The organism is Shewanella vaxholmensis (assembly GCF_031932135.1).
Classification (GTDB): domain Bacteria; phylum Pseudomonadota; class Gammaproteobacteria; order Enterobacterales; family Shewanellaceae; genus Shewanella; species Shewanella hafniensis.
Window position 1 is genome coordinate 99,657 of sequence record NZ_JAUOEV010000002.1, and the last position, 26,199, is coordinate 125,855.

A 26,199-nucleotide genomic window follows, 5' to 3' on the forward strand; every position below is an offset into this window, starting at 1 on the left:
CTTGTCCATGTCGCAGCAGGTTTCGTCATTCACCTTGATCGCTGCGCCGTTATATTCATCAGATTGGTTATTTAGTAATTTACGAATATCGGTCATCAATGAATCCTGACCTGTTCTGCTTGATTAAAAGGTTCGACGCTGGATATCACCCACTCATCTCCGGCTTTACCGCCTTCGAGCACTTCGACTTGGCTCATGCTGGTACTGCCGAGTTTTATCTCGCGGCGGCTGGCTAAATCGCCTTCAATTTGGTAAGCCTCATTGCCACCACCGCTAGTCATAAAGGCGCCGCGTTTCACCATTAGTACATCGGGTCTGTGCTCCAGTAAAACTCGGGCAGAGATACGTTGGTTCTGACGCAGTTTCAAGCTGTTATCTTGAACGAACTGCACCCTTGCGGTCACTTCACGGTTACGCACTTCGGGGGAGATGGACGATAACTTGCCCATTAACTTCACGCTGCCGAAACTGAGCTCAACTTCCATCCCTAAACCCAAATCGTCGGCGTAGGACTCTGGCACAGCAAGTTCGGCCTCATAGGCGCTTAAATCCACAACGGTTAGAATCGGTTGGTTAGCGCTAAGACGGGTTTTCTGCTCTGTGATCCAGTTGCCGATAATGCCGCCTACGGGGGCTTTGATATTCAAGGCCTCAACTTGGCGTTCGAGTTCGTGCACGGCTAGGGTTTGGCGCTCGACTTCTAAGGCTTTGTTTTTAACTTCAAAGGTCAGGGTGTCTTTTGTTAACGCCACTTCCTGCTCGGCATGGGTAAACTTGAGTTTAGCCTTGTGCAATTCGTCTTTGCCTTTTTCGTAATCGATTTCGCTGATCAGCTTATTTTTAATTAACAACTCACCACGGCGACGTTCTCTGTTGGCGGCTTCTAGGTCAACCGCGGCCATGTCTAAGGTTTGATTCACTTGCAGTTGACCGCGTCTGGCGTCCAACTTGGCGCGCTCTAACGCACTCTGCATTCCCGCCAAAATCGACTTAGCCTGCTCTAACTGATTGGATAATCTTGGGCTATCGAGTTTGGCAACAACATCGCCTTTATTGACGCTATCGCCAGGGTTACTCAGCAGAGTGACTGTGCCTTCCTCTGTGCTATACAAAATAGGCGCATTCGCCGCCACAATTTTACCTGTGGTCGCCACATCGCGGGTTAACGTTCCAACAAAGAGTGTTGCGGTAGTGATGTCGCTGCGGCTTAAGGATTTACTCACGCTATCTGTGCCCAAGCTCGCCCACACTAAGGCGCTGACTAATAAGGCGCAACCGCCGATCAACAGAGGTAACTTAAGACGTTTAGTGGTCGATGGCACAAGTACGGTATCTTGGCCGCTAGTATCTTTAATCATGGCTTTACTCGCTTCCCTGTCGGAATTATCAGTGCCGGAGCGCAATCAACGGACACTATTCGAAATCTATACCACAGAGATAGCAAAGCCTATGCCAAATCAGTAAACATACTATTATTCATAACGTTAACTTGATTTAATTGATAAAAGTGTCCGCGGACACTGGGGTTTAAATCGAAAAGTGTCCGCTGTAAATTAATCAAAAGTGTCCGATGCTAAAAACAGTGACATAGCGCGGGCCATGTGGCTAAGCGCTTCAATTACATGTCTTAACAGATTTATTGGCCGAAACTACCGAGTTTCCCTTTACAGTAAAATCCTTGCCACATAAGATCCTGCCACCCTCGCAGCAAAAACGATCAAAAGACCAAACCCTATGACCACAATAACAATCACTCGCCCAGACGACTGGCATATTCATTTAAGAGACGGCGCCCAGCTTAAAGATACCGTGCGCGACATCAGCCGCTATATGGGCCGCGCCATCGTGATGCCAAACTTAGTGCCCCCCGCTATCGATACCGAAACCGCACTGACTTATTACGACCGCATTAAAGCGCAGGTGCCAGCGGGCTCACAGTTCGAACCTTTGATGGTCTTGTATTTAACCGACAAAACCAGCCCAGATGAAATCCGCAAAGCCAAAGCTTCGGGTAAAATTGTCGCCGCGAAACTCTACCCTGCGGGCGCGACGACCAACTCGGATTCAGGCGTAACCGATTTGAAGAACATCTACCCTGCCCTCGAAGCTATGCAAGAAGTCGGTATGTTGTTTTTAGTGCACGGTGAAGTCACGGATTCATCGATTGATATTTTCGACCGCGAGCGCGTCTTTATCGAAAATATCCTCAGCAAAATCGTTGCCGATTTCCCAGAACTTAAAATCGTGCTTGAACATATCACCACTAAAGATGCGGTCGATTTTGTCACCCAAGCCTCTGATAATGTGGCTGCGACTATTACAGCCCACCATTTGCTGTATAACCGCAACCATATGCTGGCGGGCGGTATTCGCCCACATTTTTACTGCCTACCGATTTTAAAACGCAATACCCACCAGCAGGCGTTATTGGCCGCTGCAGCAAGCGGTAGCAAGAAGTTCTTCTTAGGCACAGATTCGGCGCCCCACGCTAAAGATAAGAAAGAAGCCGCCTGTGGCTGCGCGGGTTCGTACACGGCCCACGCCGCGATTGAGCTGTATGCCGAAGCCTTCGAATCGGTGAATGCACTGGATAAACTCGAAGCGTTCGCGAGCTTCAATGGCCCAGACTTTTACAATCTGCCACGTAACGCCGACACGATCACGCTAGTGAAAAAACCATGGGATGTCCCTGCGACTTACTCGCTAGGCGACACTAACGTAGTGCCGATTCGTGCAGGCGAAGCCATTGATTGGCAGGTTAAATAAGCCTTAAGTCTTTAACATCAGGTCGCCTACGGGCGACCTTTTTTATGCCCCAGATTCATTTTGATTTTTAGACCACAATCGGCTAGTGTCTCTCGCTTAAAATACAGCCCTAACCTATGACCTTTTAAGAGAAAATCAGTATGCCCACAAGGATGTTATTCTCGGTTTTATCTTCAAGCCTATTGCTTGCTTCTACGCTCCCATTACATTCCTTTGCGGCCAATGAACTGACGGGGATCTGGCAGGGACAATTAGGCAAAAGCAAAGTCAGAGTCTGCTTTAATCAATATGGAACAGGCAGTTATTACTATCAACGCTACTTAACGCCGATAAGGCTCGAGCAGCAAGATGAACTGTGGAAAGAAGAAGGCAACACGGGAAACTGGCAGTTTGATACTGTCACGCCACAAAAACTGAGCGGCCATTGGTTTAAAGATAGCGCGAGTAAATCGTTCCCCGTACAACTTGAGCGAGCAATCAGCCCAGATGATCTAGAAGGTTGCGGCGCCGATGCGTATAACCTGCCACTAGAAACAAGGCCAAAACTCAGCCGAGGGAAATGGCAACCCTATGAAAATATTGAGTATCGCCCGCTGACGTTCGGTACAGAAGTAGGGATCGAATTTAAAGGCCCACAAACGGGGATCTTGGCAATTAATCAATGGCTTGAACATAAGCTCACCGATGAAGCCCAACTAGCACAAACCTTTGACACTCGCCGTAGAATGCTGGCACAAATGGGCAGTTTTGTGACTGACGAAACCTTTGCTGAGCCGATTTTTATTAATCAGCATTGGCTCAGTGTGCGCCTATATCGCTGGGCCGTAGGCTATGGCGCTAATGGCATCAATCAAGAGTTTTTCAGCTTCTCCCTTACCGACGGCAAACCTTTCCATCCGTGGCAGTGGTTTCTCGCCGATACCAAACCGCAAAGCATGCTAGATAGTATGAGCCATCCTTTACCTCAAGCATTAAGGGAAAAATTGTTTGCAGGTAAAGAGTTAGATCCAGAATGTCCCTCATCAGACGGCTCGGGATATTATCAGCTCACCCTTGAGGCAAAGACCATCAAATTCTGGGAAACACCCCGCGGCGATGGATGCGAACAGGAGTTTGTCCTGAGTCCGCAGGAGGCGATGCCTTTCGCCACCCAATGGGGACAAACACAGCTTAAGATATTGGAATAGTGTACTTAACTGAGAAAATACTAGTGGGAAAGAAAGCAGTCATGGCGATGATAGTAGTGCGATGATAGTAGCGCGACGACAAGCGTTCTTTCCCTCCCGACACAGCAATCCATTTCGAGCTAATTTATTTCAGTAAGGAATCATCCTTGAGCAATTTAACCGCAAAAATAGCGACACACGAAGCCTTAGTGCAAGCCCAGCTTGAAGCCTATAACCAGCGCGATCTCGCTACTTTTGTCGCCCAGTTCAGTGACGATGTGTGCATCTATCGTCCACCCGCAACAGCGCCCGTCATCCAAGGTAAAGCCGCTTTTAGTGACTTCTATCAGAATGAACGCTTTAACCTACCCAATCTACATGCCGAAATCGTCAGCCGTATGGTGGTAGGCAATAAAGTCGTCGATCACGAACGCATCAGCGGGATTAGGGATGAACCCTTTGAGGTAATGGTGGTATTTGAAGTCTCTGATGGATTGATTCAAGCCATGTGGAGTTTTGCAACCAATTGATTGGTTGGGTTGGTTGATAATCAAGCTCCGCCTGACCAACGTCGCGGGGCTTCCCCCCTAATTTGTTAATCAAGAGTCGACCAAGAGAGAATTAACAGCAATCCCCTCTTTATGAGTGATTAGTGCTTTATCTTTTATGCATAGAATTAATCATTTTCATTCCAGTGACACGCCATAAACTCGTCCCTGAGGGCTCGACGACGGCATCCATGCCGCCAACGGTCACTTACATGCAAGTGATTAATTTCGCCAACACTTAAGTATGTCTGTAGCTAAATGACTCATATCTCCGTAAACACCTTAGTAACCAGTATTATACGCCCACTAAAAGTCACCTAACGGCTCATATGGCACATCCATGTGCCCCCGAGCCTGCGCCATCATCCATGATGTCGCCACGGCATTTTTATCTCCGTATTTCGATAACTTCCCAGGGTGTAGGTGTATCACCTTAGCTTTGGTGTTGGCTGTTAATCTGAAAAGAGTTACGCCTGACCAACTTATTCTTTACTAGCTAAATAGAAAATGTCTTTACCCATTGATTTCTAGATCTAAAACAACAATTTTCACTCTCCCTTGTTGTGCAGCAAGACAATTAGCCATGAGCATTTCTTGCAATTCTTCCGCTGTTTTAGGTATAGCTTTTCCCCTTCCTTGCGGCTTTAACCTCTTAGTGCCAAGCTGACCCTTACCAAACCAAAGTACTAAATAGATCCCGCGATGCTCTGCGCGCCAGTCTTGCGTATATAGCCTATCTAATTGAGTATCTGCGGCATGCCATAAATCTCTATGCCATTGCCCTTTTACTTCAATTGGAAGCCTAAGCCCGCCAACAGAACAACAGATATCAACTTCTTTATCATTCGATACATGCTGCTCTGGCGTATAATAAACGCCTGCTGCGCCTTGACGAAGTAACCCAATTAACAAACTGCTACAGCGTTCTTCATTGTGTGGAATATTGTCATCGTTATAAAAAACGCGACCACTATCTATGTCATCGCTTTTTATCTTTGCCTGAACAATTTCTAACTCTTCAATTATTAAAGCTTGAAGATCAGCCATTGATTGTGGAGATATATTACAAGTAATAGCCTTAATTGATGCTAATGTCGGTGGCGCATAATTTGATTCAACCACAAGCCGTTGTTGCTCAGCTGCAACCACTTTTATCCACGAGGTATAACTATCCTCTGGAGCTTGCCGCAAACGCCTTAATGCCAAGACAGCATCTTCATCGGAGGATTTCCCTAATCGCGCTATAAATGAATTAATAAATTGACTAGCATCCCAAGCATTATTAGAACCACGAGTTTCTTCATAAAGATCTGTTGCCATTGGCCATAACAATCTAAATGTCTGTACTATCCATTCACATTGAGCAACACTAAGTTCTAAATATGCGTTGTGCCTGTAGTGACCTTGTACTAAGTCACGAATCTGCCAAATAAAATCAGTGGAAATTTTTTTACCGACTTTTTCAGTAATACTTTCAAAATCCACAATAAAACAAATCGCATCCCAAATTAAACGATGACTTTTCTCAATAACATTAAAGTATTCAATAAGTAAAGTTTGTAACGCTTCGAATTTATATGAGTAAATCAGACGTTTAATGCACTCACTTTCAATATTTTCAGGAAGTGATTTATATCGTTGTAACCATTCAAATGCTAATTGGCTACAAACCTCTTTTTTTGAATCATCATGCATTAGCTCATAAAAACCCAAAATAGTATTTTTACCAATAGCTAGTTGTGGTTCATAAAAACGTCTTATGGCAGTTTCCCACAATCCTCGCAGTTCAATCTCTTGTTCTACTGACTGAGTAAGTTGAAGATCACTTATGCCTGCATGCTGCTCGAGATTAGAATGATGACGTAACGATGAAAATACCGAGAATATGACTTCATCTGAAAGGGCTGCTATCCCTATACCATTTCTGATACGTTCGGCAGTAGCTACAATAATAATGTACTCTGCCTCATAGAACTGCCCATCATTTCTAATTTGTTGCATTTGATCAATTGATGGGAATAAAGGTTTTTTAGTTAAGTATGCTTCAACTCCCTCAAAGGCTGCTTGACTTAATTCATCACCCAGCCATTCAGCAATGCGTTGGTATGCTGGAGTATCATGACCAATATCGTTGAATAATTTCAAATATGCCTTTGCAGGGTTAATAATATCTTGATAATTTCCTGTTCGCATTTTATTGATGTGAAGTGAATATTCATGCCTATGGGCTTCATACCTTGCTGTTGTTTCTTTCCTATTTTGGCGCAGTATTTCTTCTTCCTTAATTTTCCACTCAGGCACGAGTGCTACTGCTAGATTAGATAGCCATTCGATATCTACTTGCTTATGTCGTGCAAAACGTTGTGCTGCTTGTCTTAACTGACTTCCAACTTCCCCGTCATGTTGAATAAGCTGAACCAACTCTTTCCAGCGTTGATCATGTTCATCTAATGTATTTAAAATAATAATTAGATCTTTTTCGGAAACAGTTAGTGCAGATAAAGCACTAGCTAGATTATAACCTCTGCCTATAATACTTTTATTAATAGGAGCCTCAAGCAATACCCACTTTTGTATGGCTAGTTTAAAATCACTATTTTCATTGATAAGTTTACTTAGCTCATTTCCATTATTTTGATTATACCCTTGTGAGCCATGATGTGGACTTAACCAAGAAAAAAACCTCTCAACATTTGGATTTTTATTTGATGATTTAATTTCTCTAACAATAATAAAATAGGTTAAATCAGTAATATCGTTATTACCAGCTCGTTCATACCACTCTCCCATTTCTGTAAGTGATTTAGAAAGTAGGTCTAAAAAATTCCCGATTCTACTCTCAGGTAGACTTCTTTCTATGGTATATAACAAATTTTTTGTTACTTGGTCTTTTGCTGCATAAGCAACAACTACATCGACAATAAACTTGTCCTCTACATTTTCATAATTAATGTATTCTAATGTCTCAGCGACTAAACGCAATGAATCTACATCATTATAGATAAAAAGATAATTCAGCAACATAAAAACATCATCTTTGGCTTTACTATTAACAAGTACTTCTATAGCAGCACTTCTAATCGCAAACGTATCTGTCTTGTCTAAAATAATACTTTTTAAATCATCGACTAATCTACTGTTAATGTCACTACCATTAAATGCTTCAAGCAATATCAAACGTAACCCATATATCGTATTTTTTGAAATAATTAATTGTCTTAAATCTTCGATGAGTGGTTCTTGAATTAATCCTCTTATCGAATATTTTTTCCAATCTCTAAATCGGGGATTCTCAATCGCTAATCCTTGCAAAGCCGTAAGCAAGATACTCGCCTCATTTACTGTCAGTACATCTGCATCGCCATATTCAATAAACCCCATAGGATCATTTTTGATGACAATAGACTTAAACGTAGGATCTTGCGCCAGCCAAGCATGAATCCCCCTCAAACTCGCGGGTACTAATCCATCAGAATAAAACAGTGAAAAAAACCGTCTCTTGTTCGTTCCAGAATTTGAGTTTTGAGCCAACCATTTAGCGCCAAGGTATTCACCAATACTACGATGTAGATAACTAAAGCGATCTACTCCAATACTATTAAATAACCTTGTGGTAATGACATCTTTAATATTTTTCGCATTAGGTAATGTGGCAATTTCAGTAAATGATATCTCGCCATCTCCAATATTAGCTGCAGCTTTACGAGTTAAAGCCTCATTTCCGGTGAGTATTAAAGCCGCAAAAGCGGCACCTGCGGCTTGGATTATGGCTTCTTTATCAAGCTGATATTGGGCTTTACTGTCTTTATGCTCACACCACAAAACATCAATCGCACGCTCAAATAGTTCACTACGGCTATTTGGCAACTCACGTTCTTGAGCTACTTTACCAATGAGTTCAAGTGTTTGCGGATTGCCAAGTAACTGATTCAAACCACGAGAATTAAAATGTTGAATAACGACTTCCGCTCTCTCAACTCCAAAGGATAGAGATAAGTACCTCTGAATATCATTATCGCTGAAAGACATTAAGTGCAGTTCTATTGGCTTCTTTGAATAATCCTCCAAAATCGATACCACTGCTGTAGCACCTTGCCAATCAGCAACTCGGCAGGACAAAATAAAAGCTGGACAATTGAGTTGTTGAAGCTTTTTTAAAACAGCATCAACCGCAGTCCCTTCTTTTTGAGAGCTAACTTCATCCAAAGCATCTATAACAAGAACTTGATTACCATCAAAAAGCTTTACTGGATCTTGGCTACGAATAAGCTGCCCTGCTGTGCAATATTTAAAGCCTGACAATTCGCCCAATCGAGCCAGTAAAACTGACTTACCCATTCCAGCTTCGCCCAATATAATTAAAGGCTCGATAAAACTGCTTAGCTCAGTTTCCTTAAGTTCTTTACGGCCATCTTTGTGCTCATACCAAAGAGTCCGCTCAACAATGCCTTTATCCATGTTTGGAAAAACCTTATTCAATACTAATCTTTACCAACTATTTGAACAGCCTAACAAAACTAATTTGGAGATGACAGTACGAAATACAAACATTGAACTGTTAATATGAAAGCCAAAGATAGTCATAAATCCTCTATAAAATCAGCTATCAGACATACACAGGAGTTAACCAAATTAAGCACTATCATGGAAGTGACCGTCCGTGGCATGGATGCCACGTTCGAGCATCCAGGGACGGACTTGCTGCGAGTCACTGGAATGATAGTGCTTAATGGATATGCGGAATTAAAGTTCCCCAATATTTACAAAAGCACGAAGGATTAAGTTGGCATCCCAACAAAACTGTGGGAAAACCTGTTCAAGATAGGCAACGCAGATACGGAGTTTGGCTGAGGTTTCGAAACGAAATACATAAATCACATAGATTTCAGCGGATGATAACGCCCTCCACAACATGGAATTTAAGGCGATAGAAAAGGTATTGAAAGACAACCCAAAGTCATAGATATCTAATCCTAATGCTGAAAGCCTTTAGCATTAGGATTCGGATTCAATTGTTAGCACATCAAGCGGCAGATAATAGATGCCGCGGCAGCTAGAGTGGCATTTGATACTCAATCATGCCGGACTTTTGGCCAATCCAATCATAGAGTTTTTGCGCTGTGTGGTTCGTCTCATGTGTATGCCAATACAAGCGTGCACAGTCTCGCTCATTTGCCGCTTGCTGAACAAACTCAATCAGTTGCTTACCAACAAGCTTGCCCCTTGCCGCTGGTGCGACAAACAGATCTTCAAGGTAGCAATACTCAGTTTCCGCCCAAGTGGAACGATGAAAAGTGCACAAAGCCAAGCAGGTTTTCGCCCTCCCTCGCAACGGCGCAATAAAGCGGTTCTTGACGATCAAAAAACCGATGCCAAGTGGTTTGAGTGATCGCTTCCGAAAGTGCCACTTTGTAAAAGGTCTGGTAATCACGCCAGTGTGGTAACCAGAGTGAAAAGTCTGTTTCTTTAACCTGTTCAATGGTTACAGTGAGTGGTGGGTTGGACATAGGCTCGCTCCTTGGGAATGAATATAGTCATCAGATTTGCTGAAACCGGATTCTAGATTCAATTGCGGTACCACATAAGGTACACTTTTTGTATTTTTTACAGTACCAGTTTGGCTTATGAAAAAATCACAATCCAACTTCCCTCACTTGCAACTCAAAGATGGCATCCTCAAAGACCAGCTTTACCATGCCTTTAGAGAGGCGATTCTCGATGGACGCTTGCATCCTAGAATGAAGCTGCCCTCCAGCAGAGCCTTATCGGAAACCATGCAGATTTCGCGGAACTCAGTACTGCAAGGGTTTGATCGCCTAATTGATGAAGGCTACCTGCTGACTAAGCCAGGTTCGGGCACCTATGTGTCTGATACGATTCCCGACGAACTGATCGATATCCCAAACCATAGTGATGTCAGCATTCAAGCCTTTGATTCTGCATTGGAACTCAATCCACAGTTGCTGGAGATGGCGCGACTGAGGGGCAAGGGAAATACCCGCCACAGCATGTTCAACATAGGTGTGGGATGTGTTGATCTTTTCCCGCACCAACTTTGGGGCCGCCTGTTAGGTAGGGTATGGCGACAATCGCGCAAAACGCAGGGGAAACATAGCCATAGTGCTGGGCATTTACCATTACGCGAAGCGATCAGTGACTATGCCCGTTCAACCCGAGGGCTAAATTGCACGCCCGAGCAAATCATCATAGTCAATGGCACTCAGCAAGCCATTAATCTCACGGCACAGGTACTGCTACAACAGGGAGATGAAGTCTGGCTCGATGAACCCGGATACGACGGCGCCTTAGGCGCTTTTCTCTCGCAAAATCTGCAAGTCCGCCCCGTAAGCCTTGATGATGAAGGCACAAAGATAGCCGAGGCGATACAGCAATGGCCCTCGGTGAAACTGGCTTTTACCGCACCTTCGCATCAGTTCCCCCTCGGCGGAACGCTTAGTCTGCCACGGCGATTAGCCTTACTCGATTGGGCCGCTGAGCAGAATAAGTGGATTTTAGAAGATGACTATAATAGCGAGTTTCGTTATAGCGCCCGCCCGATACAGGCATTGCAGGGACTCGATAAACAACAGCGGGTAATCTACGCTGGCACCTTTTCCAAGATGTTATTACCAGAGCTACGACTCGGCTTTCTCGTCGTTCCGCCTAAACTGGTGGACGCCTTTAACCTTGCCAAACATTACGCCGACTCGCATACGGCTTACCTAGAACAAGCCACATTGGCGCTGTTTATCGCAGAGGGACATTACGCCCGGCATGTACGGCGAGTTCGAAAAGCTTGTTTAGCGCGCCAAACGGCGTTAATCACTGCAATTGAGCAGTATCTGCCAAACAAATTGTCAGTTCAGACCTCAGATTCAGGGATTCACCTCGTGTGTTGGCTAAAAGGCGACTTGACCGAAGACGAAGTGATCAATAAATGCCGCCAACTCAGTTTAGGGGCGCAGCCTTTGTCTCGGTATTGCCAAGCGCCCTATCCAAGGCAAGCGATCTTACTGGGTTATGCAGCTCATACGCCCGATGAGCTGCGGGAAAATATTAAAAAACTCGCCCAGAGCCTTTAATATCAAGCATTAAAAAGCCTGAAAGAAAATCCCGAAGGCGCTGAAGATGGCGACAAACCATGAGAGGGATCGAAGGGTGCCTTTATTGGCAAGGTATAAGATGTGATACACAAAGCGGGCGGCGACATGGGTAATTGCCAGCCACTCAGTGGTGGGATTCACTTTGCCCGTGGCGATAACGACTAATACGGCCAGACCAAACACTAACAGGGACTCGAAGGCATTTTGATGCCCCGCCAAGGCGCGAGCACCAAAACCGGTTAGCTGTGCTTGCTGGGCGCGGGGATGATTATTGTCATAACCGCCCACCTTGGCCATCGCCCAAGCGACGGGGCCTTTCGCCAGATACGGCAATAACATGGCGACAAATAGGCAAATAAGTAAAGTATTCATAGGTTAAGCTTCCTTTGATTGTTGTTCGAGTTCTATTATTCAAGCTCTGCTGTTCGAGTTCTGTTATTCAAGCTCTACTGTTTGAGTTCTGCTGTTTTAGCTCTGCTACTGCGAGTACTGCTGTTTAAGCTCTACAGCGACGAGTCCTGTTACGAGTGCCGCTACGAGAATTTTAGTTAAAAGTGTATGGGTTAACAGCGTTATTTCACTATATACATGCCTTCACTTGCGGGACGACTGAATTTAAAGCCAAACTTTTCATAGAGTTCAGGCACATCGGCCATCAGGGTAATATAGGCGCCTTCAAAAGCCTCACGATCTAGATAGGCCATAATGTGCTGCATAATCAGCCGTCCTAAGCCTTTGCCTTGGTGCTCGGGATCGACCGCAATATCGACAATTTCAAAGTTCAGCGCGCCGTCGCCAACCACACGCCCCATACCCACAGTTTGATCGGCAAGCTTTATCTGCACGCCATATAAACTCCTAGGTAAGGCCTTAATAGCGCCCGCCATTGGCCGAGGACTTAACCCCGAAATCTGCCGTAAACGGATAAAATCATTGGCTGAGGCAACGTCTTCAAGCACTTGATACATGATATTCCCTATTGTTTTTATTCTGTCACTTGCTTCTGTAACTAAGCTTCAGTCACTAAGCTTTCAATCACCTCAAGATCAAAGCCTTCATCCAGAGTCGGCGGCTGAAAATAACCGCTCACATGCCAGAACATCGCCTCGGTATCGAACATAGCGCGCTCAGGGTGACTTTGTCTGCGTTTATCGAGTTGGCTCAAACAAAGCGCATCGCTGTGATTCAGATGCATCAACTTATGGGGGGCGCCGCAATCGGTAAAAATGCTACGAAACCACAGGCGTTGATTCACCGTATTCGCGGGAAAGTCCATCACCACAGATACACCCGAACAGAGCAGTTCCTGCACATGCTTTTTAAGCAAGGGCTTAAGACGAGCGGAATACTTCAGGTAAGTATTAAAATCTTTAATTTCATCGGCATACAGCGCCACCAGCCATTCATCTTCCGAGATTAAAACGCGGTTTTCGGCCTCGGCGAGTTGTCGCGATAAGGTGGATTTACCTGCGCCCATTTTGCCACAGAGGAATATTAATGTGCCTTTACTGACCTCTTGCCCTAACGCATTCTGCTCTGCCATCTTCACTCCTTGATTACTTATCTTTTATCTCAGCTAACGATTGCATCTAGCGAGGACACAAACTAACGACAGTACAGAGCATCACATAAAGCATGAACAGCGAGCAAGGCTTAGGGCGGGTTTGAGGTAATAAATTCCCATTAAATTAATGACTATGCTGTTTTCCACAGCATGCGTTTCCGATATTCACACAATCCAGTTTTAGCTTTCATCACTTTCTTAGATGCCTTACATCGCTTCGCCCACTCAGTCTTAAATCAGCTCGCCCGCTCCGTCTTACATCTCTTCACCAACTGAGTTCACCTCGCTCTCGGAGCCCTCACCCCTGCCTTAAACCAGAAAAAACCAGAAAGAAACACCAAAGCATTTAACTCGACCTATAAAATAATAAACCACATTTTTAATCTAATAATTAAGCACTAAAGTAGTAATTTACGCTGCATAATAAAAATATTACCACCACTCATGCTGTGACGATAAATTAAGCGTATGCTAGGGTAAGCATGAAAGGATAACCTTCATAAGTGCAAAGGAGGCTCTATGAGCACTGTCGTTCCGCGTACCGTCACTTCCCCTAAAAAATTCATTATCGGCAAGGGCTTATTAGCTCAAATGCATGATTATGTTAAGGACTTTGGTGACAATGCTTTTATCATCTGCGATGAATTTATCCTCAGCCGAGTTGAGAATGAAGCGGTCGCAGGGCTGGATCAAAATGGGATCAGCAACCATCTCGAAAAATTCAACTATGAGTGCAGCGAAGCCGAGATAAAGCGCTTAGGTGCGCTGGCAGAGCAACATCATACCAATGTAATTGTTGGAGTTGGCGGGGGAAAAACCTTAGATGCCGCCAAAGCCGTCGCCTTCTATCAAAAACGGCCAGTGTTGCTCTACCCAACCATTGCTTCAACCGATGCACCATGTACGGCACTTGCCGTGATCTACTCCGAAACAGGTGAGTTTGAACGCTATCTGTTTCTGCCACAGAACCCAGATGCTGTCGTTGCCGACACTGCCATTATCGCCGCGGCTCCGGCCCGATTTTTTGCGGCAGGCATAGGCGATGCACTGGCAACCTATTTTGAAGCTCGTGCCTGCTATCAATCGGATGGCGTCAACCTAGTCCTGAAAAAGCCTTCCCGCACAGGGCTAGGATTGGCCCAACTTTGCTATCAGTTACTGACTGAAAATGTTGAAGCTGCTATGGACGCCGTTAAAAACAAAATAGTCACACCTGCGCTAGAGCAAACCATTGAAGCCACTATCTATCTCAGTGGTGTTGGTGCAGAAGCGGGTGGGTTAGCCGCCGCCCATGCCGTAAACAATGGTATGTCAGCGGTAGCTGACCTACATAAAGCCCAGCACGGCGAGAAAGTCGTCTTTGGGCTGCTAACTCAGCTCGTGCTCGAAAATGCCCCCAAAGCCGAAATCGATAACGTTATCCGCATTATCCAAACAGCGGGACTGCCGCTCACTCTCGCAGATTTAGGGCTGAAAACCTTTATCGAGGCCGAGTGGCGCAAAGTGGCTGATATTGCCTGCGCTGAAGGCGACACTATGGGCAATATGCCGATGCAGTTAACTGCCGACGATGTCTACCAAGCCATGATCGCCGCCAATGCCATGGCTGAACGCTATAAAAAGCTTGCGATTTAGAACAATTAAACACGCCTCTGGCAGGCGCCCATCATACCTTTGATATTTTTATCAAAGTTAACGGACGCGGCTAAAACACAGCCTGCCACTGCGCGAGTTTAAAGATCATCAATAACTCCCTTGCCTCACCTCTATGCTAAGCAAGATGGCAAGGGAGATGACAACAGACACGATATTTCCACCCTCGATGCCAAGAGTTGGCATTTACTCTCTATTCGTTGAACGCTTGGAGGAACATATGGCTTATGCAACGATCAATCCCTTTACGGGAGAGCTAGTTAAAGAATTTCCAAATGCAACAGATACCGAAGTCACGCAGGCGATAGAATCCGCCCATCAGGCATTTTTAAGCTGGCGAACCACGCCTTTTGCCGACAAGGCCGCCGTACTCACTAAAGCCGCTCACATCCTCAGAGACAGCAAGCCCGCTTACGCTAAATTGCTGACCTTAGAGATGGGCAAAGTTACCGCAGAAGCTGAGGCAGAAGTCGAACTGTCGGCGCAAATTTTCGAATACTACGCCGAACATGCCGAGCGACTGCTGGCACCGCAAAAACTGCCGGTTGCCGATCCCGCCGAAGGTGAAGCGATACTGGTTAACGAACCGCTGGGCGTATTATTGGCCATCGAACCTTGGAACTTTCCCTACTACCAAATTGCGCGCATCTTAGCGCCGCAGCTTGCCGCCGGAAATACCTTACTACTCAAACATGCATCCAACGTGCCCCAGTGCGCTGCGGCCTTTGAAGGCTTAATGCGCGATGCCGGACTGCCCTCAGGTGCATTCCAAAATCTGTATGCCACCCGAGAGCAGATAGAACAGATCATCAATTCGCCCAAAGTGCATGGGGTCGCTCTCACAGGCTCAGAAGATGCAGGATCGCACATTGCGGCTCTTGCGGGTAAGGCGCTGAAAAAGTCCACCCTCGAACTGGGTGGCGCAGATGCCTTTATCGTGCTGGAAGATGCCGAGCTCCCCAAAACCATCGACTGGGCTGTATTTGGCCGTCATTGGAATGCGGGTCAGGTCTGCACCTCCTCTAAGCGGATGATCTTAGTTGAAGCCATTTACGATGAATTTATGCAGGGCTATATCAAGGGGATCGAAGCCTTAAAAGCGGGCGATCCTATGGATCCCACCACCACATTGGCACCGCTGTCTTCCCAAGGTGCCGCCGATGAGTTGAAGCAGAAAATCCGTGATGCCGTAAAACACGGCGCAACAGCGACCGAAGTGGGGCCAAAAGTGCCGCAGCAAGGCGCCTTTGTGCAGCCAACAATACTGACAAACCTGACGCCAGATAACCCCGCCTACTATTGGGAATTCTTCGGTCCTGTGTCCAGTATCCACAAAGTGAAGGATGAGCAAGCAGCGATTGCCGTTGCCAATGACTCACCCTTTGGACTGGGTGGCTCAGTGTTTACCGCCGATACTAAACGCGGACTTGCAGTCGCGAAACAGGTTTCCACTGGCATGATGTTTGTTAATCATCCGACTATGGTCAAGGCCGATTTACCCTTTGGTGGCGTGCGCCGCTCAGGTTATGGCCGCGAGTTGATTGATTTAGGATTGAAAGAGTTTGTAAACCACAAGCTGATTGATGTGGTCGATATAAACGCACCTTTCTAACTCCTTAAACAATAGCGACATCGGACTAAACGCCTGACGGAATAATCTGTCAGGCGTTTTTATTTAACGCGCTTTATCCAAGGCATCACATAAGGCTTGAACTCCGAGTAAGGCTCTGGGCGTCGCACGGTGTAATAAATCGGCATTAAGCTGATAAATATGCTGATTTTTAACGGCGGGAATTTCGGGCCATTGGCTCCAATCGACACCTTTAACATTGCCTTCCTCTTGGCTTTGCAAAATCACCTCGGGCAAGGTCAGCAACACATTTTCTAAACTCACCTGCGGGTAATCACTGGCGGCATCGTAAAACACATTTTGGCCATGACAGACACTGATGATTTGTTGGATCCAACTGTTTTTAGAAACCGTCATCAAGGGCGTAGACCAGAGTTGATAAAACACTTTAGGCTCTGATTTACTGGCATTATCAGTCCGTAAACGGATAAGTTCGGCGCGATACGCAGCAGCGGCCTTACTCGCCTCTTCAACGTGGCCAGTTAATTTACCTAGCTCTTCCAGTTCCTTGGCAACCCCTTCTAAGGTTTTTGGATCGCTCCCATAAAGGTTAAACCCCAGCGTTCGAAGTTGATTGATATCTTCAGCTTTATTGCCCGTATCCCACACCACAATCAGATCGGGATTAAGCTCCATCACCCGCTCCATTTGAATGCCATAGTAACCGCCAATACGCGGGATTTTTTTGGCCGCCTCGGGATAATCCGCATAATCGGTTGCGGCCACTATGGCATCGCCCGCGCCTATGGCGTAGAGCATTTCTACCGCGTGGGGCGAGAGCGCAATGATGCGTTTAGCGGGATCGGCCAACACGCCGTGGGGAAGAAACAAGCTGAGCCCAAAAACGAGTCCAGCGAAGTGGCGCTTAATCATGATATGCCTTAATTTTTAAAGAGTTAAACTAGCTGCTCTGGCCAGCCATAGTGTTCGATATAGGTTTGTAGATTCTTGGGGCGATACTTAGGATCTTGATCCCAGCGGGCCTTCACCGAATGATGCAAAAGCACTGGGACTAATGCAGGATCGAGTGGCCGTAAATATTCCTGTTTTATCCGATAAAAGCTGCGCCTCGAATCATGCAAAGTGGCTAACGGACTCGGGTGCACACTCGCGGCTAAGTGTGGCTCTAAGCTTAAATCAAATTTCTGCGCCTCGGATATCATCCACTGCAGCGCATTGTCCGACAGCAATGCGCCGTCTTTATCGGGTTTATAACTGCCGCCAATATTGCTATGGGCACCGGCAAACCACACCTGTTGCATGTCCATATTGTCGCGCAGTTGCCAGATGGTCGGCTCAAAATCGCTGCGGTGTTCGTCTATGGCTAAGGCATGGCGGGCAACGCGCACGTTGCGGCCAATTTTAGTGTCGTAAAACTCATCTTTATCTTCGAACAAACCTAAAAACGAGATAGGGATCCCCATGGCGCCAACGGTATCCCACACGCCAACAAACTTGATATCCCGCGATTCATGGCTGTATCTAGCTCTAAATTCGAGGGATTTTTCGCCGTCAGGTGCAAAGGGCGCACTGCTTTTTTTATAATGGTCGAAGGCTTGCTGAATCAATGCCGCATCGGGGCGTTTGAGTATGCCGCAGTTATTAATCAAGCCACACAGGCAACGCACAGTGTAAGCACCACGGCTAAAGCCAAAGAGGTAAATCTCATCGCCGGGGGAATAGTTTTGCACTATGTAGCGATACCCATCCATGATGTTTTTATGCAAACCGCGCCCTGTTGCGCCGCCCATGGCTTCATCGTAATAGGAACCGACACCCCAATCGTAAAACACTTGCTGGGGTTTGCCGTCACTGGCCAAGGGGCTAATCGCCCGCGCGAGGCGCAGCACATTGGTTGGAAAATCGACCTTAAGATCTTTTTCGGGCCGATTCCAAGTCCCATCGGCACAAATCACAATACGCTTATTCATAGGATCATCCTTGAGAACACTTTGAACGTTGAACGGTTAGTGACTAACGGCTAGTAGTGGCTAAAGGCCTAGCTGCCAGCCAATAACAGATAGTCGCTTATGCGCCGACTTTTACCAAGTTCGATTAGTAATCAAAACCTTGCTGTGCCTTGATACCCGCTTCGAATGCGTGTTTCAACGGTTGCACTTCGCTGACCGTATCAGCTAATTCGATAATCGCCCGATGACAAGCACGGCCTGTGATAATCACATGCTGCATGGGTGGACGATTTTTGAGTGCATTGAGCACGCGTTCCACATCCAGATAGTGATAGCTCACCATGTAGGTCAGCTCATCCAGCATCAAGCAGTCAATCGACTCATCTTGCAGCAGCTTTTCAGCGGCTTCCCAAGCAAGTACAGCGGCGGCGGTATCCTTTTCTTTATCTTGGGTTTCCCAGGTAAAACCTGTGCCCATCACATGAAACTCAACCCCTGCACCTTCGAGTAAATTGCGCTCACCGCACTCCCAAGTGCCTTTGATAAATTGCACGACCGCGGCTTTTTTACCGTGACCGACGGCGCGGGCGACCGTGCCAAAACCTGAGGTCGACTTGCCTTTGCCGTTACCGGTTAATACCAGCAAAATGCCCTTTTCTTCTTGGGCGGCGGCAATTTTAGCATCTACACCCGCTTTCACTTTTTGTTGGCGAGCCTTGTGGCGTTCGGCCTTGATTTGCGCTTGTTCATTGTCGTTTTGTGCTGTCATGGTCTTCTCTTCACTCTGCTGCTAAAAATGTATGCTTTTATAAATAGTTAGTTTTTAAATGCCGCTCTCACAATATCCGTTCTTTGCCGAATTCAACGCTGAACTGCAGCATCCAAAATAGTCTGTAATTTTTGCATGTCTAGATGCTCGGCTAGCACATCGGCTAAACGCTCGAGTTGCTGCTCACGTATTTGATTGATATCTATCGCCTTAGCATCGTTTAATCCCGCCCAGCACAGGATCAACTGACAGGCATCAGGGCGATCAAACAGCCCGTGTAAATAAGTACCTAAGATTTGCCCATCATCACTTTGCAGGCCATCGGCAAAACTCATCGCTGGCGCGGTTAATGATGTCGATTTTGGGATTAACTGCAAGGGCGGATTCGTTTGTTCAAGCCTAGGGATAAGATAACGTGATTCGCCGCAGTGGATTTCATAGCCCTTCACTGCAACCTTTTGCCCAAGTAACGTTAGCTCACCGCTCACCCGCCGTAACTGTTTATCGGCTTTCAGTTCTGTGCTCAATGGTAAGTAGCTAAGTCCTGCGGTATCGCCAGCACTGTCTTCAATCCCTAAGGGATCGGCAATGCTTTGACCTAACATTTGATAACCGCCGCAAATGCCGAGCACTTTGCCGCCGTAACGCAGATGTGTAGCGATATCCTTATCCCAACCTTGCTGGCGTAAAAAGGCCAAATCGGCGCGCACATTCTTACTGCCGGGCAAGATCAATAAATCGGCGGCGGGCAAATGAGTGGCGTGACTCGCGGCTTGGGTTTGCAATGACACATAGTCAAAATCGATATCGGGATGCAGCCGCAGCGGATCAAAATCCGTGTGATTACTGATCCTTGGGTACACTAATACCCTCACTTTTAAGCGGCTGTTCACGCCTTTGGTCGGCGAGCTTATCAGCGCATCTTCGGCATCGAGATGCAAATCATGCAGATAAGGCAACACGCCTAAAACAGGCTTGTTCGTATAAGCTTCAAGCCAATCGAGGCCAGATTGCAACAGGCTAATATCGCCACGGAAACGATTGATCACAAAGCCCTTTACCCGCGCCTGTTCGGATTCTGATAATAGCGCCAGCGTCCCGACCAAATGGGCAAATACGCCGCCCTTATCGATATCGGCAATGATGATCACGGGGCAATCTACGGCTTCGGCAAATCCCATGTTGGCAATATCGCCCTCGCGCAGATTGATCTCCGCTGGACTGCCCGCGCCTTCCACCACTATGGTTTGATACTGGGCACTTAATCGCTCGAAGGATTCCAGCACAGCGCCGAGCGCCATTGCCTTGTAATCCTTAGATTTAGGCCCAAAAAATGCAGAGGCTTCCAGCGTCGTCAGGGCTTTGCCATGAACGATAATTTGCGCGCCCGTGTCCGAGCTAGGTTTAAGCAGTATGGGATTAAAATCGGTATGGGGCTCAAGATAACAGGCCGCGGCTTGCAACGCCTGGGCGCGGCCAATCTCGCCGCCATCAATAGTGACTGCACTATTAAGCGCCATATTTTGCGGCTTAAAGGGCGCAACCTTTACGCCCTGACGAGCGAGCAAACGACAAATGCCTGCGACTAAGGTGCTTTTACCTGCATCGGATGTTGTGCCCTGTACCATCAAGACTTTTGCGCGTCGAAGCGAATTAATAGCAGGTCTATTCACCACAGAATTAACCGCAGGCGTATTCACCGCAAGATTAGCAGCAGAATGAATAGCTAAAGCGTCAGCGGTATCGAGTGCAGTTGCACAGCCTGTGTTGTCTGTGTTTGGAGAGGACATAGGGTTAAAAAACTTATTCTAGTTTGCAGGGATAAAGATAAAAGCTCAGTCTCAACATCACTTAACTGATTTAGATTAAAGTGGTTTGAGTGCCAAGGGTAAACCCGCAACCACTAAGGTGACATTGTCAGCTAAGGCGGCAACGGCTTGGTTTAACCAGCCCGCTTCATCAACAAATTGTCGGCTCAATTCACCTAAGGGCACAATACCTGAGCCCACTTCGTTACTGATCAACACCACCACACCTTCTAGCTCAGCAAGCGAATCCACAAAAGCGGTTTTCTCTGCCTGCCAATTCGCCAAAGCTTCATCGTTAGAGATTGAACTGGCAGACGGTATAAAGTCTGTCGCATTCCACTCTGTCGGCGCGGGGTCATCATCGATTTTAACGTTCGATGCAAGTAATTGATTGGTTAACCAAAGGGTTAAACAGTCCACTAAAATCACTCGCCCAGGTTTTGCTAAGCGCTTTAACAGTGCCGTAAGGGCGAGCGACTCTTCAAACAATTGCCATTCGATACCATCGTCCGTTCGTCCCGCTTGATGTTTGGCGATACGGGTCGCCATTTCATCATCCAGCGCCTGCGCCGTGGCCACATAGCAGGCATCGAAGCCGAGCGCTGTGTACTGGCGCACTAAGGCTTCACCGTAGCGACTCTTACCGCTACGGGCGCCGCCTAGGACGAGGTGGATCACAGTATGTTACCTACAACGAGCAATACAAAATAACACACGATTTCAGCTATTTGCTGCGCCGCGCCTAAGGTATCACCCGTGTAACCGCCAATCTGGCGTCTAAAGATCACTATGATCAAACGGCGCAGTCCTATCATCACCAATAGCAATGACAATGCCGCTAACCCCTTGAGGAATAACAGTACTAATACGCCGCTGGCGATCAGGATAAGCAGCTCATTAATGCCTTGATGTTGCGATAGCGGCTTAGACTTACTGGTCTCGTCATCACGGACATATTTTTCACTAAAGATGATACTGGCTGATACCACGCGGCTGACTGTGTGGGCGACGATAAGTGCAGAACCCGCCACCACAGGATCGTACAGCGCCAACTCGACTAACAACTGCCATTTCAGCAGCAGGGCCAACATCAGTGCCAGTGCGCCATAACTGCCAAGGCGCGAGTCTTTCATGATCCGCAGCTTGTCTTCCGCCGTCCAACCACCGCCAAAACCGTCGAAGGTATCGGCTAGGCCATCCTCGTGAAATCCGCCCGTGAGCAAGACGCCGACCAACATAGCTAACAGCACAGATACACCGGCGGGGAGCCAGTTCTGCGTCAGCCAAAACACTATGGCACTTAACAGGCCGACCAAAAGACCGACGAGACCGAAATAACGGCTGGCCTTATTCAACTTATCGCTATCGACTTCGACCCACTTAGGCATAGGAATGCGGGTAAAATAGCCCATGGCAACTAAAAACAAATCTATCTCTTTGTGCCAGCTTTCGCGTTCTGACATAAAGTATCCTTAGTGAATTAACACTTGCTACAAGGTTTAAGATTAAAACGGTTGGCTAAAAAGTTATTATTTTAAATAAGTAAAATAAGCGACTTAGCAGCGCACATCATACAACAGCCTCAATCCCCGCATCACTAAAACTCGCCATTTGATTGTAAAAATTTACTGAGGCTTGAATAAGCGGCAACGCCAAAGCTGCGCCCGTACCTTCGCCTAATCTTAGCCCGAGGGATAATAAAGGTTTCGCCTGCAAAAACTCTAACATCCGCTGATGGCCTTGCTCGTCTGACTGGTGGGCAAAAATCAAATAATCACGCACATTGGGGGCGATTTGCACCGCAACTAATGCCGCAGCTGTAGCGATAAAACCGTCAACAACCACCAGCATTTTGCGCTCGGCAGCCGCTAACATAGCCCCCGTCATCTGCACAATTTCAAAGCCACCTAGGCAAGCTAACACTGATTTTGGCCCATTTAAGGCACTTTGATGCAGCAATAACGCCAGTTCAATCAGCATGAGTTTACGTTCTAAGGTTTCGCTATTAATGCCCGTGCCACGGCCGACACAATCAATCACATCAAGCTGCATGATCGCCGCCATAATAGCCGCAGCAGACGAGGTATTAGCAATCCCCATTTCGCCAAAGGCGACTAAGTTACAACCGGCTTGATGGTGACGCTCAATCAAATCGCGCGCCATCGCAAAGCCTTTATCGACGGTTTCCAGCGCCATCGCGGGCTCTAAATGAATCGCCCCTGTGCCCGCGCCAAGACGTTGATCGATAATGCCTTCAACCCCTTCGACTGGCGTTAAAATGCCGCAATCGATCACTTCGAGCTTAAAGCCCACCTGCCGACAAAAAACGTTAATCGCCGCGCCGCCATGGGCAAAGTTTTGCACCATTTGGCGCGTAACTTCGCTAGGGGCAATTGACACGCCTTCAGCGGCAATACCATGGTCACCCGCAAACACTAACATGGTCGGATGAACGATTTTCAGCACAGTATTTTGTGGCTGATCCGTTTGTTGCAAATCAGTCGCTTGCACGCGGGCAATCTGTAAGGCTAAGGATTCGAGCTGACCTAAGGCGCCGGGCGGCTTAGTCTTAAGATCTATTTTCTGCTGGATCAATGGATCCTGCGCTTTGCTCACTGGGCTGATTTGAAAAGACACGGCTGACTGAGACATCCACACTCCACTTATTATCTTAAATAACCACAACGCATCCTGCGTCTATGACTAACATGTCCAATTTTGCATTTCCAATCGCGGGGCAGATATCAACAGAAATGCTGATTATCTCGCCAGTCTGCGCTTGCTAGATGACTCTAGGATTACGTTCTGACTAAGTGTTTACGCCATAACTCTACGTTTACGCAAAATCAGCAAAAAGAACATGCTACCTATGGCCGCCGTGATAATGCCCACGGGCAACTCTTGATTGCCCAACAAACAGCGCGCCAGCACATCAATCCACACCATAAATAATCCGCCCACCAGCGCCGTTAATAGAATCGGCTGACGACCGGGAAACAGCATGCGCACTGTGTGGGGGATCATCAAACCGACAAACCCAATACCGCCGCAGGTAGCGACTAAAATCGCGGTAATCAAGGAGCAGAGCAGCAGCATATTGAGTCGCAACTTAGGCACATTCACCCCTAAGGTATGCGCCGTTTCATCCCCCGCCTGCAACGCCATGATCTGCCGTTTCATGCCTAAAATAATGAACAAACTCGCGCCAATCACCAGTGTCGGTAGCACTAATAAGGACCAACTGGCCTTGGCGAAACTGCCTAAACTCCAAAACAACACAGAAGCCGTCGCCTGCGGACTGGCGAAATACAGCAGCAGACTCGTTAGCGCGCCGAACATAAAGGAGGTCGCCACGCCTGAGAGCAACATGCGCTCCACTTGGCTATTGAGCCCAAGGCCAGACAAGGCCAGCACTATCAGTACCGACAAACTGGCGCCAATAAAAGCGCCGAAGGGCAAGCTAAACCAAAGCAAACCCGACAAGGCGCCCGAACCACTAAAAATCCCCGAGTTCGCCGCCATACCCGCATTCTCAAAAAATCCAGAGCCCGTGAATAACGTCAACATCACCACAGCGCCAAAGGACGCGCCTGAGCTAATGCCAAACAAATAAGGGTCAGCCAGCGGATTGCGGGTCACGGTTTGCAACACACTACCCGCCAAGGACAAGCCCGCACCCGCCACAAAGGCCAGTAAAATGCGCGGCAGTCTGAGCTCCATCACGATGCGCTCCGTCATGCCATTGGCCTGAGTGAGGTTGGCCATTTTATTGATAAACACTTGGATAACATCCATAAAACTGATGTTCGCCGCGCCAAAACTCGTGGCGGCAATGGGGGTTATCAAAGTGATTATGCCTAATGCGACCAGCATCAGTTGTTGTCTCGTCAAAGGTGTCACGATACGCCCCAAATGTGAGATGAAATGCTGTTTACTCCCTGAATCATCCGCCCTCGCCTCGCTCAGCCAAAGCATCAGCCATGCTGTGCGTCGAATCATGGTAGCCATAAAAATAGCTGATTAAGGGCTTTTTATGTTGTGGATGGGGCGATACCTGAGCGCACACGCCGAACACATCGCCAATTCGCGCCTCGGTTAATACCTCGGTTGGTGTGCCCATAGCGCTAACTTCACCGTTATGGATCAACAACAAACTGTCGCACAGAGCGCTGGCTAAATTAAGATCGTGAATAGAGGCAATCACGCTGATGCCAAGGCTACGCACTAATTCGAGGATTTGGATTTGATAACGCACATCGAGGTGGTTGGTTGGCTCGTCGAGGATCAGCAGTTGCGGCTGCTGCACTATGGCGCGGGCGATCAAGGCACGCTGCTTTTCACCGCCGGATAAGTGCTCGTACTGTTGATGCATTTTATGACTGAGGCCGACTTTCTCTAAGGCTTTGGCAATGCGCTCGCCATCACAGCTCGAATTGGTATCGAACATGCCCTTATGCGGTGTTAAGCCCATGCTGACCAATTGCTCTGTGGTTAAATCAAAATAGTGCGGCGTGTCTTGCTGCACTACAGCGACGCGGCAGGCAAACGCCTTGGGCGATAAACGCTCAATATCTTGATCAAACAGGGTAATTTTGCCCTGAGTCGGGCGAACAAAGCGATACAAACAGCGTAGCAAGCTAGACTTACCCGCACCGTTAGGGCCAATCAAACCCAGCATCTGCCCCGTTGGCAGCGCAAAGTTAATATTGGAAAGAATGGTTTTGCCATCGATACACCAGCTTAACTGGCTGACATCGAGCGCGACCGTCTGGCTCGCTGATGGGCGAGTGTCGCTGTCATTCAAAGCATGGCTCGTTTGGATGGCAGAGAGTTTCACCAACGCGGTGCTCCTAGCGAGTCCAAACCTGAATTAAAAAAGGTTGTGCACATTGTCATCGGCTCCCTCGAGTCACCCGCTCGAGAACTAAGGCTGCACGCAGCGATAACAGAAATAGGCAGGTCTCCTGACTCGTCACTTTTTGTATTGAAAACAATATAAAAAGTCACTCACAGTTGCGGGCACAGTTCGGGCTGACTGACGAGCAGCTCCCCGATTCCCTATTATGCTGAGATTGATTTCAAGCCTTTGCAGCGTGCCTCGGCAATAGTTGCCACAGAACACCCTCGCACGACTAAAAACTCCCAACACCTATTTCTGTGACGTCATCCGGTACACTGCCACCAGCCTTGCAAGGCCGCGTGCGTCAGGGGACGTCAGGAAAAAGCATTATCCTATATTTACCTTAATAGGCAATCGACAATCACGCTGGTAAGATAAGAAA

At 47.2% G+C, this 26,199-nt stretch carries 23 protein-coding genes and 1 riboswitch; of the genes, 7 read left to right on the top strand and 16 right to left on the bottom strand.

What is annotated here, in order from left to right; genetic code table 11:
* Positions 1-95 precede the first annotated feature (95 nt).
* Positions 96-1,358 carry an efflux RND transporter periplasmic adaptor subunit gene (locus Q4Q46_RS02555; protein ID WP_311905131.1) on the bottom strand — a complete coding sequence of 421 codons (1,263 nt, stop codon included), beginning with the start codon at positions 1,356-1,358 and terminating at the stop codon, positions 96-98.
* A 376-nt stretch (positions 1,359-1,734) separates the two neighbouring features.
* On the opposite strand from Q4Q46_RS02555, the gene pyrC reads away from it, so the two are divergent.
* The 3 genes from pyrC to Q4Q46_RS02570 all read left to right on the top strand — a co-directional run bounded on the left by pyrC (position 1,735) and on the right by Q4Q46_RS02570 (position 4,462).
* Complete coding sequence (gene pyrC / locus Q4Q46_RS02560) at positions 1,735-2,766, top strand: dihydroorotase (RefSeq protein ID WP_311905132.1); 1,032 nt, start codon at positions 1,735-1,737, stop codon at positions 2,764-2,766.
* A gap of 140 nt (positions 2,767-2,906) precedes the next feature.
* Positions 2,907-3,953: a hypothetical protein gene (locus Q4Q46_RS02565; protein ID WP_311905133.1), complete on the top strand. Its 1,047-nt coding sequence runs from the start codon at positions 2,907-2,909 to the stop codon at positions 3,951-3,953.
* A gap of 146 nt (positions 3,954-4,099) precedes the next feature.
* Positions 4,100-4,462 (top strand): nuclear transport factor 2 family protein, encoded by a 363-nt coding sequence (locus tag Q4Q46_RS02570; protein WP_311905134.1) that lies wholly within the window; start codon positions 4,100-4,102, stop codon positions 4,460-4,462.
* Between the two features lie 531 nt (positions 4,463-4,993).
* On the opposite strand, the gene eruA is transcribed toward Q4Q46_RS02570, so the two are convergent.
* A complete protein-coding gene (gene eruA / locus Q4Q46_RS02575) occupies positions 4,994-8,938 on the bottom strand; it encodes an NACHT domain-containing antiphage protein EruA (protein WP_311905135.1) in 3,945 nt (1,314 codons plus the stop codon).
* A gap of 186 nt (positions 8,939-9,124) precedes the next feature.
* On the opposite strand from eruA, the gene Q4Q46_RS02580 reads away from it, so the two are divergent.
* Complete coding sequence (locus tag Q4Q46_RS02580; protein ID WP_259503611.1) at positions 9,125-9,262, top strand: hypothetical protein; 138 nt, start codon at positions 9,125-9,127, stop codon at positions 9,260-9,262.
* 271 nt (positions 9,263-9,533) lie between these two features.
* Here Q4Q46_RS02580 and Q4Q46_RS02585 read toward each other — a convergent pair whose 3' ends face one another.
* Complete coding sequence (locus Q4Q46_RS02585; protein WP_311905136.1) at positions 9,534-9,788, bottom strand: GNAT family N-acetyltransferase; 255 nt, start codon at positions 9,786-9,788, stop codon at positions 9,534-9,536.
* Positions 9,745-9,987, bottom strand: coding sequence for a hypothetical protein (locus tag Q4Q46_RS02590; RefSeq protein WP_311905137.1), 243 nt, complete (start codon positions 9,985-9,987; stop codon positions 9,745-9,747). Before Q4Q46_RS02590 ends, Q4Q46_RS02585 begins: the two co-directional genes overlap by 44 nt.
* A 117-nt stretch (positions 9,988-10,104) precedes the next feature.
* Between Q4Q46_RS02590 and pdxR the strand changes: the two genes are divergently transcribed.
* A complete protein-coding gene (gene pdxR / locus Q4Q46_RS02595) occupies positions 10,105-11,562 on the top strand; it encodes a MocR-like pyridoxine biosynthesis transcription factor PdxR (RefSeq protein WP_311905138.1) in 1,458 nt (485 codons plus the stop codon).
* Between the two features lie 9 nt (positions 11,563-11,571).
* On the opposite strand, the gene Q4Q46_RS02600 is transcribed toward pdxR, so the two are convergent.
* The 3 genes from Q4Q46_RS02600 to Q4Q46_RS02610 all read right to left on the bottom strand — a co-directional run bounded on the left by Q4Q46_RS02600 (position 11,572) and on the right by Q4Q46_RS02610 (position 13,126).
* On the bottom strand, positions 11,572-11,955 hold the full coding sequence (locus Q4Q46_RS02600; RefSeq protein ID WP_311905139.1) for an MAPEG family protein: 384 nt from the start codon (positions 11,953-11,955) through the stop codon (positions 11,572-11,574).
* A gap of 200 nt (positions 11,956-12,155) precedes the next feature.
* A complete protein-coding gene (locus Q4Q46_RS02605; protein ID WP_311905140.1) occupies positions 12,156-12,551 on the bottom strand; it encodes a GNAT family N-acetyltransferase in 396 nt (131 codons plus the stop codon).
* Positions 12,552-12,592: 41 nt separating this feature from the next.
* Positions 12,593-13,126, bottom strand: a complete 534-nt coding sequence (locus Q4Q46_RS02610) for a P-loop nucleotide/nucleoside kinase family protein (protein WP_311905141.1) — start codon at positions 13,124-13,126, stop codon at positions 12,593-12,595.
* 540 nt (positions 13,127-13,666) lie between these two features.
* On the opposite strand from Q4Q46_RS02610, the gene Q4Q46_RS02615 reads away from it, so the two are divergent.
* Complete coding sequence (locus Q4Q46_RS02615; protein ID WP_311905142.1) at positions 13,667-14,782, top strand: glycerol dehydrogenase; 1,116 nt, start codon at positions 13,667-13,669, stop codon at positions 14,780-14,782.
* A 238-nt stretch (positions 14,783-15,020) separates the two neighbouring features.
* Positions 15,021-16,412, top strand: coding sequence for an NAD-dependent succinate-semialdehyde dehydrogenase (locus Q4Q46_RS02620; protein ID WP_311905143.1), 1,392 nt, complete (start codon positions 15,021-15,023; stop codon positions 16,410-16,412).
* Between the two features lie 63 nt (positions 16,413-16,475).
* On the opposite strand, the gene Q4Q46_RS02625 is transcribed toward Q4Q46_RS02620, so the two are convergent.
* The 9 genes from Q4Q46_RS02625 to Q4Q46_RS02665 all read right to left on the bottom strand — a co-directional run bounded on the left by Q4Q46_RS02625 (position 16,476) and on the right by Q4Q46_RS02665 (position 25,754).
* On the bottom strand, positions 16,476-17,303 hold the full coding sequence (locus tag Q4Q46_RS02625) for a cobalamin-binding protein (protein ID WP_311905144.1): 828 nt from the start codon (positions 17,301-17,303) through the stop codon (positions 16,476-16,478).
* A 23-nt stretch (positions 17,304-17,326) separates the two neighbouring features.
* Positions 17,327-18,361 (bottom strand): T6SS phospholipase effector Tle1-like catalytic domain-containing protein, encoded by a 1,035-nt coding sequence (locus Q4Q46_RS02630; protein ID WP_311905145.1) that lies wholly within the window; start codon positions 18,359-18,361, stop codon positions 17,327-17,329.
* Between the two features lie 124 nt (positions 18,362-18,485).
* On the bottom strand, positions 18,486-19,109 hold the full coding sequence (cobO, locus tag Q4Q46_RS02635) for a cob(I)yrinic acid a,c-diamide adenosyltransferase (protein WP_006082831.1): 624 nt from the start codon (positions 19,107-19,109) through the stop codon (positions 18,486-18,488).
* Positions 19,110-19,201: 92 nt separating this feature from the next.
* Entirely contained in the window at positions 19,202-20,899 is a 1,698-nt protein-coding gene (locus Q4Q46_RS02640; RefSeq protein ID WP_311905146.1) for a cobyric acid synthase, read from the bottom strand.
* A gap of 75 nt (positions 20,900-20,974) precedes the next feature.
* Positions 20,975-21,595: a bifunctional adenosylcobinamide kinase/adenosylcobinamide-phosphate guanylyltransferase gene (cobU, locus tag Q4Q46_RS02645; RefSeq protein ID WP_311905147.1), complete on the bottom strand. Its 621-nt coding sequence runs from the start codon at positions 21,593-21,595 to the stop codon at positions 20,975-20,977.
* On the bottom strand, positions 21,592-22,380 hold the full coding sequence (locus Q4Q46_RS02650; protein ID WP_006082834.1) for an adenosylcobinamide-GDP ribazoletransferase: 789 nt from the start codon (positions 22,378-22,380) through the stop codon (positions 21,592-21,594). The genes cobU and Q4Q46_RS02650 overlap by 4 nt, the downstream gene beginning before the upstream one ends.
* Positions 22,381-22,486: 106 nt before the next feature.
* On the bottom strand, positions 22,487-23,569 hold the full coding sequence (gene cobT / locus Q4Q46_RS02655; protein ID WP_106649639.1) for a nicotinate-nucleotide--dimethylbenzimidazole phosphoribosyltransferase: 1,083 nt from the start codon (positions 23,567-23,569) through the stop codon (positions 22,487-22,489).
* Positions 23,570-23,734: 165 nt separating this feature from the next.
* Positions 23,735-24,892: a FecCD family ABC transporter permease gene (locus Q4Q46_RS02660; protein ID WP_014615295.1), complete on the bottom strand. Its 1,158-nt coding sequence runs from the start codon at positions 24,890-24,892 to the stop codon at positions 23,735-23,737.
* The gene (locus tag Q4Q46_RS02665; protein ID WP_259484255.1) at positions 24,861-25,754 is read right to left on the bottom strand and encodes an ABC transporter ATP-binding protein; all 894 of its coding nucleotides are present in this window, start codon (positions 25,752-25,754) and stop codon (positions 24,861-24,863) included. Before Q4Q46_RS02665 ends, Q4Q46_RS02660 begins: the two co-directional genes overlap by 32 nt.
* Before the next feature lie 100 nt (positions 25,755-25,854).
* Positions 25,855-26,020: riboswitch (cobalamin riboswitch) on the bottom strand.
* Positions 26,021-26,199: the final 179 nt, after the last annotated feature.

Excerpts from the sequence above, each read along its gene's own strand:
- Q4Q46_RS02555 (WP_311905131.1), bottom strand. The coding sequence starts at position 1,358 with ATGATTAAAGATACTAGCGGCCAAGATACCGTACTTGTGCCATCGACC.
- pyrC (WP_311905132.1), top strand. The coding sequence starts at position 1,735 with ATGACCACAATAACAATCACTCGCCCAGACGACTGGCATATTCATTTA.
- Q4Q46_RS02565 (WP_311905133.1), top strand. The coding sequence starts at position 2,907 with ATGCCCACAAGGATGTTATTCTCGGTTTTATCTTCAAGCCTATTGCTT.
- eruA (WP_311905135.1), bottom strand. The coding sequence starts at position 8,938 with ATGGATAAAGGCATTGTTGAGCGGACTCTTTGGTATGAGCACAAAGAT.
- Q4Q46_RS02580 (WP_259503611.1), top strand. The coding sequence starts at position 9,125 with ATGGAAGTGACCGTCCGTGGCATGGATGCCACGTTCGAGCATCCAGGG.
- Q4Q46_RS02590 (WP_311905137.1), bottom strand. The coding sequence starts at position 9,987 with ATGTCCAACCCACCACTCACTGTAACCATTGAACAGGTTAAAGAAACA.
- pdxR (WP_311905138.1), top strand. The coding sequence starts at position 10,105 with ATGAAAAAATCACAATCCAACTTCCCTCACTTGCAACTCAAAGATGGC.
- Q4Q46_RS02600 (WP_311905139.1), bottom strand. The coding sequence starts at position 11,955 with ATGAATACTTTACTTATTTGCCTATTTGTCGCCATGTTATTGCCGTAT.
- Q4Q46_RS02605 (WP_311905140.1), bottom strand. The coding sequence starts at position 12,551 with ATGTATCAAGTGCTTGAAGACGTTGCCTCAGCCAATGATTTTATCCGT.
- Q4Q46_RS02610 (WP_311905141.1), bottom strand. The coding sequence starts at position 13,126 with ATGGCAGAGCAGAATGCGTTAGGGCAAGAGGTCAGTAAAGGCACATTA.
- Q4Q46_RS02615 (WP_311905142.1), top strand. The coding sequence starts at position 13,667 with ATGAGCACTGTCGTTCCGCGTACCGTCACTTCCCCTAAAAAATTCATT.
- Q4Q46_RS02620 (WP_311905143.1), top strand. The coding sequence starts at position 15,021 with ATGGCTTATGCAACGATCAATCCCTTTACGGGAGAGCTAGTTAAAGAA.
- Q4Q46_RS02625 (WP_311905144.1), bottom strand. The coding sequence starts at position 17,303 with ATGATTAAGCGCCACTTCGCTGGACTCGTTTTTGGGCTCAGCTTGTTT.
- Q4Q46_RS02630 (WP_311905145.1), bottom strand. The coding sequence starts at position 18,361 with ATGAATAAGCGTATTGTGATTTGTGCCGATGGGACTTGGAATCGGCCC.
- cobO (WP_006082831.1), bottom strand. The coding sequence starts at position 19,109 with ATGACAGCACAAAACGACAATGAACAAGCGCAAATCAAGGCCGAACGC.
- Q4Q46_RS02640 (WP_311905146.1), bottom strand. The coding sequence starts at position 20,899 with ATGTCCTCTCCAAACACAGACAACACAGGCTGTGCAACTGCACTCGAT.
- Q4Q46_RS02650 (WP_006082834.1), bottom strand. The coding sequence starts at position 22,380 with ATGTCAGAACGCGAAAGCTGGCACAAAGAGATAGATTTGTTTTTAGTT.
- cobT (WP_106649639.1), bottom strand. The coding sequence starts at position 23,569 with ATGTCTCAGTCAGCCGTGTCTTTTCAAATCAGCCCAGTGAGCAAAGCG.
- Q4Q46_RS02660 (WP_014615295.1), bottom strand. The coding sequence starts at position 24,892 with ATGCTTTGGCTGAGCGAGGCGAGGGCGGATGATTCAGGGAGTAAACAG.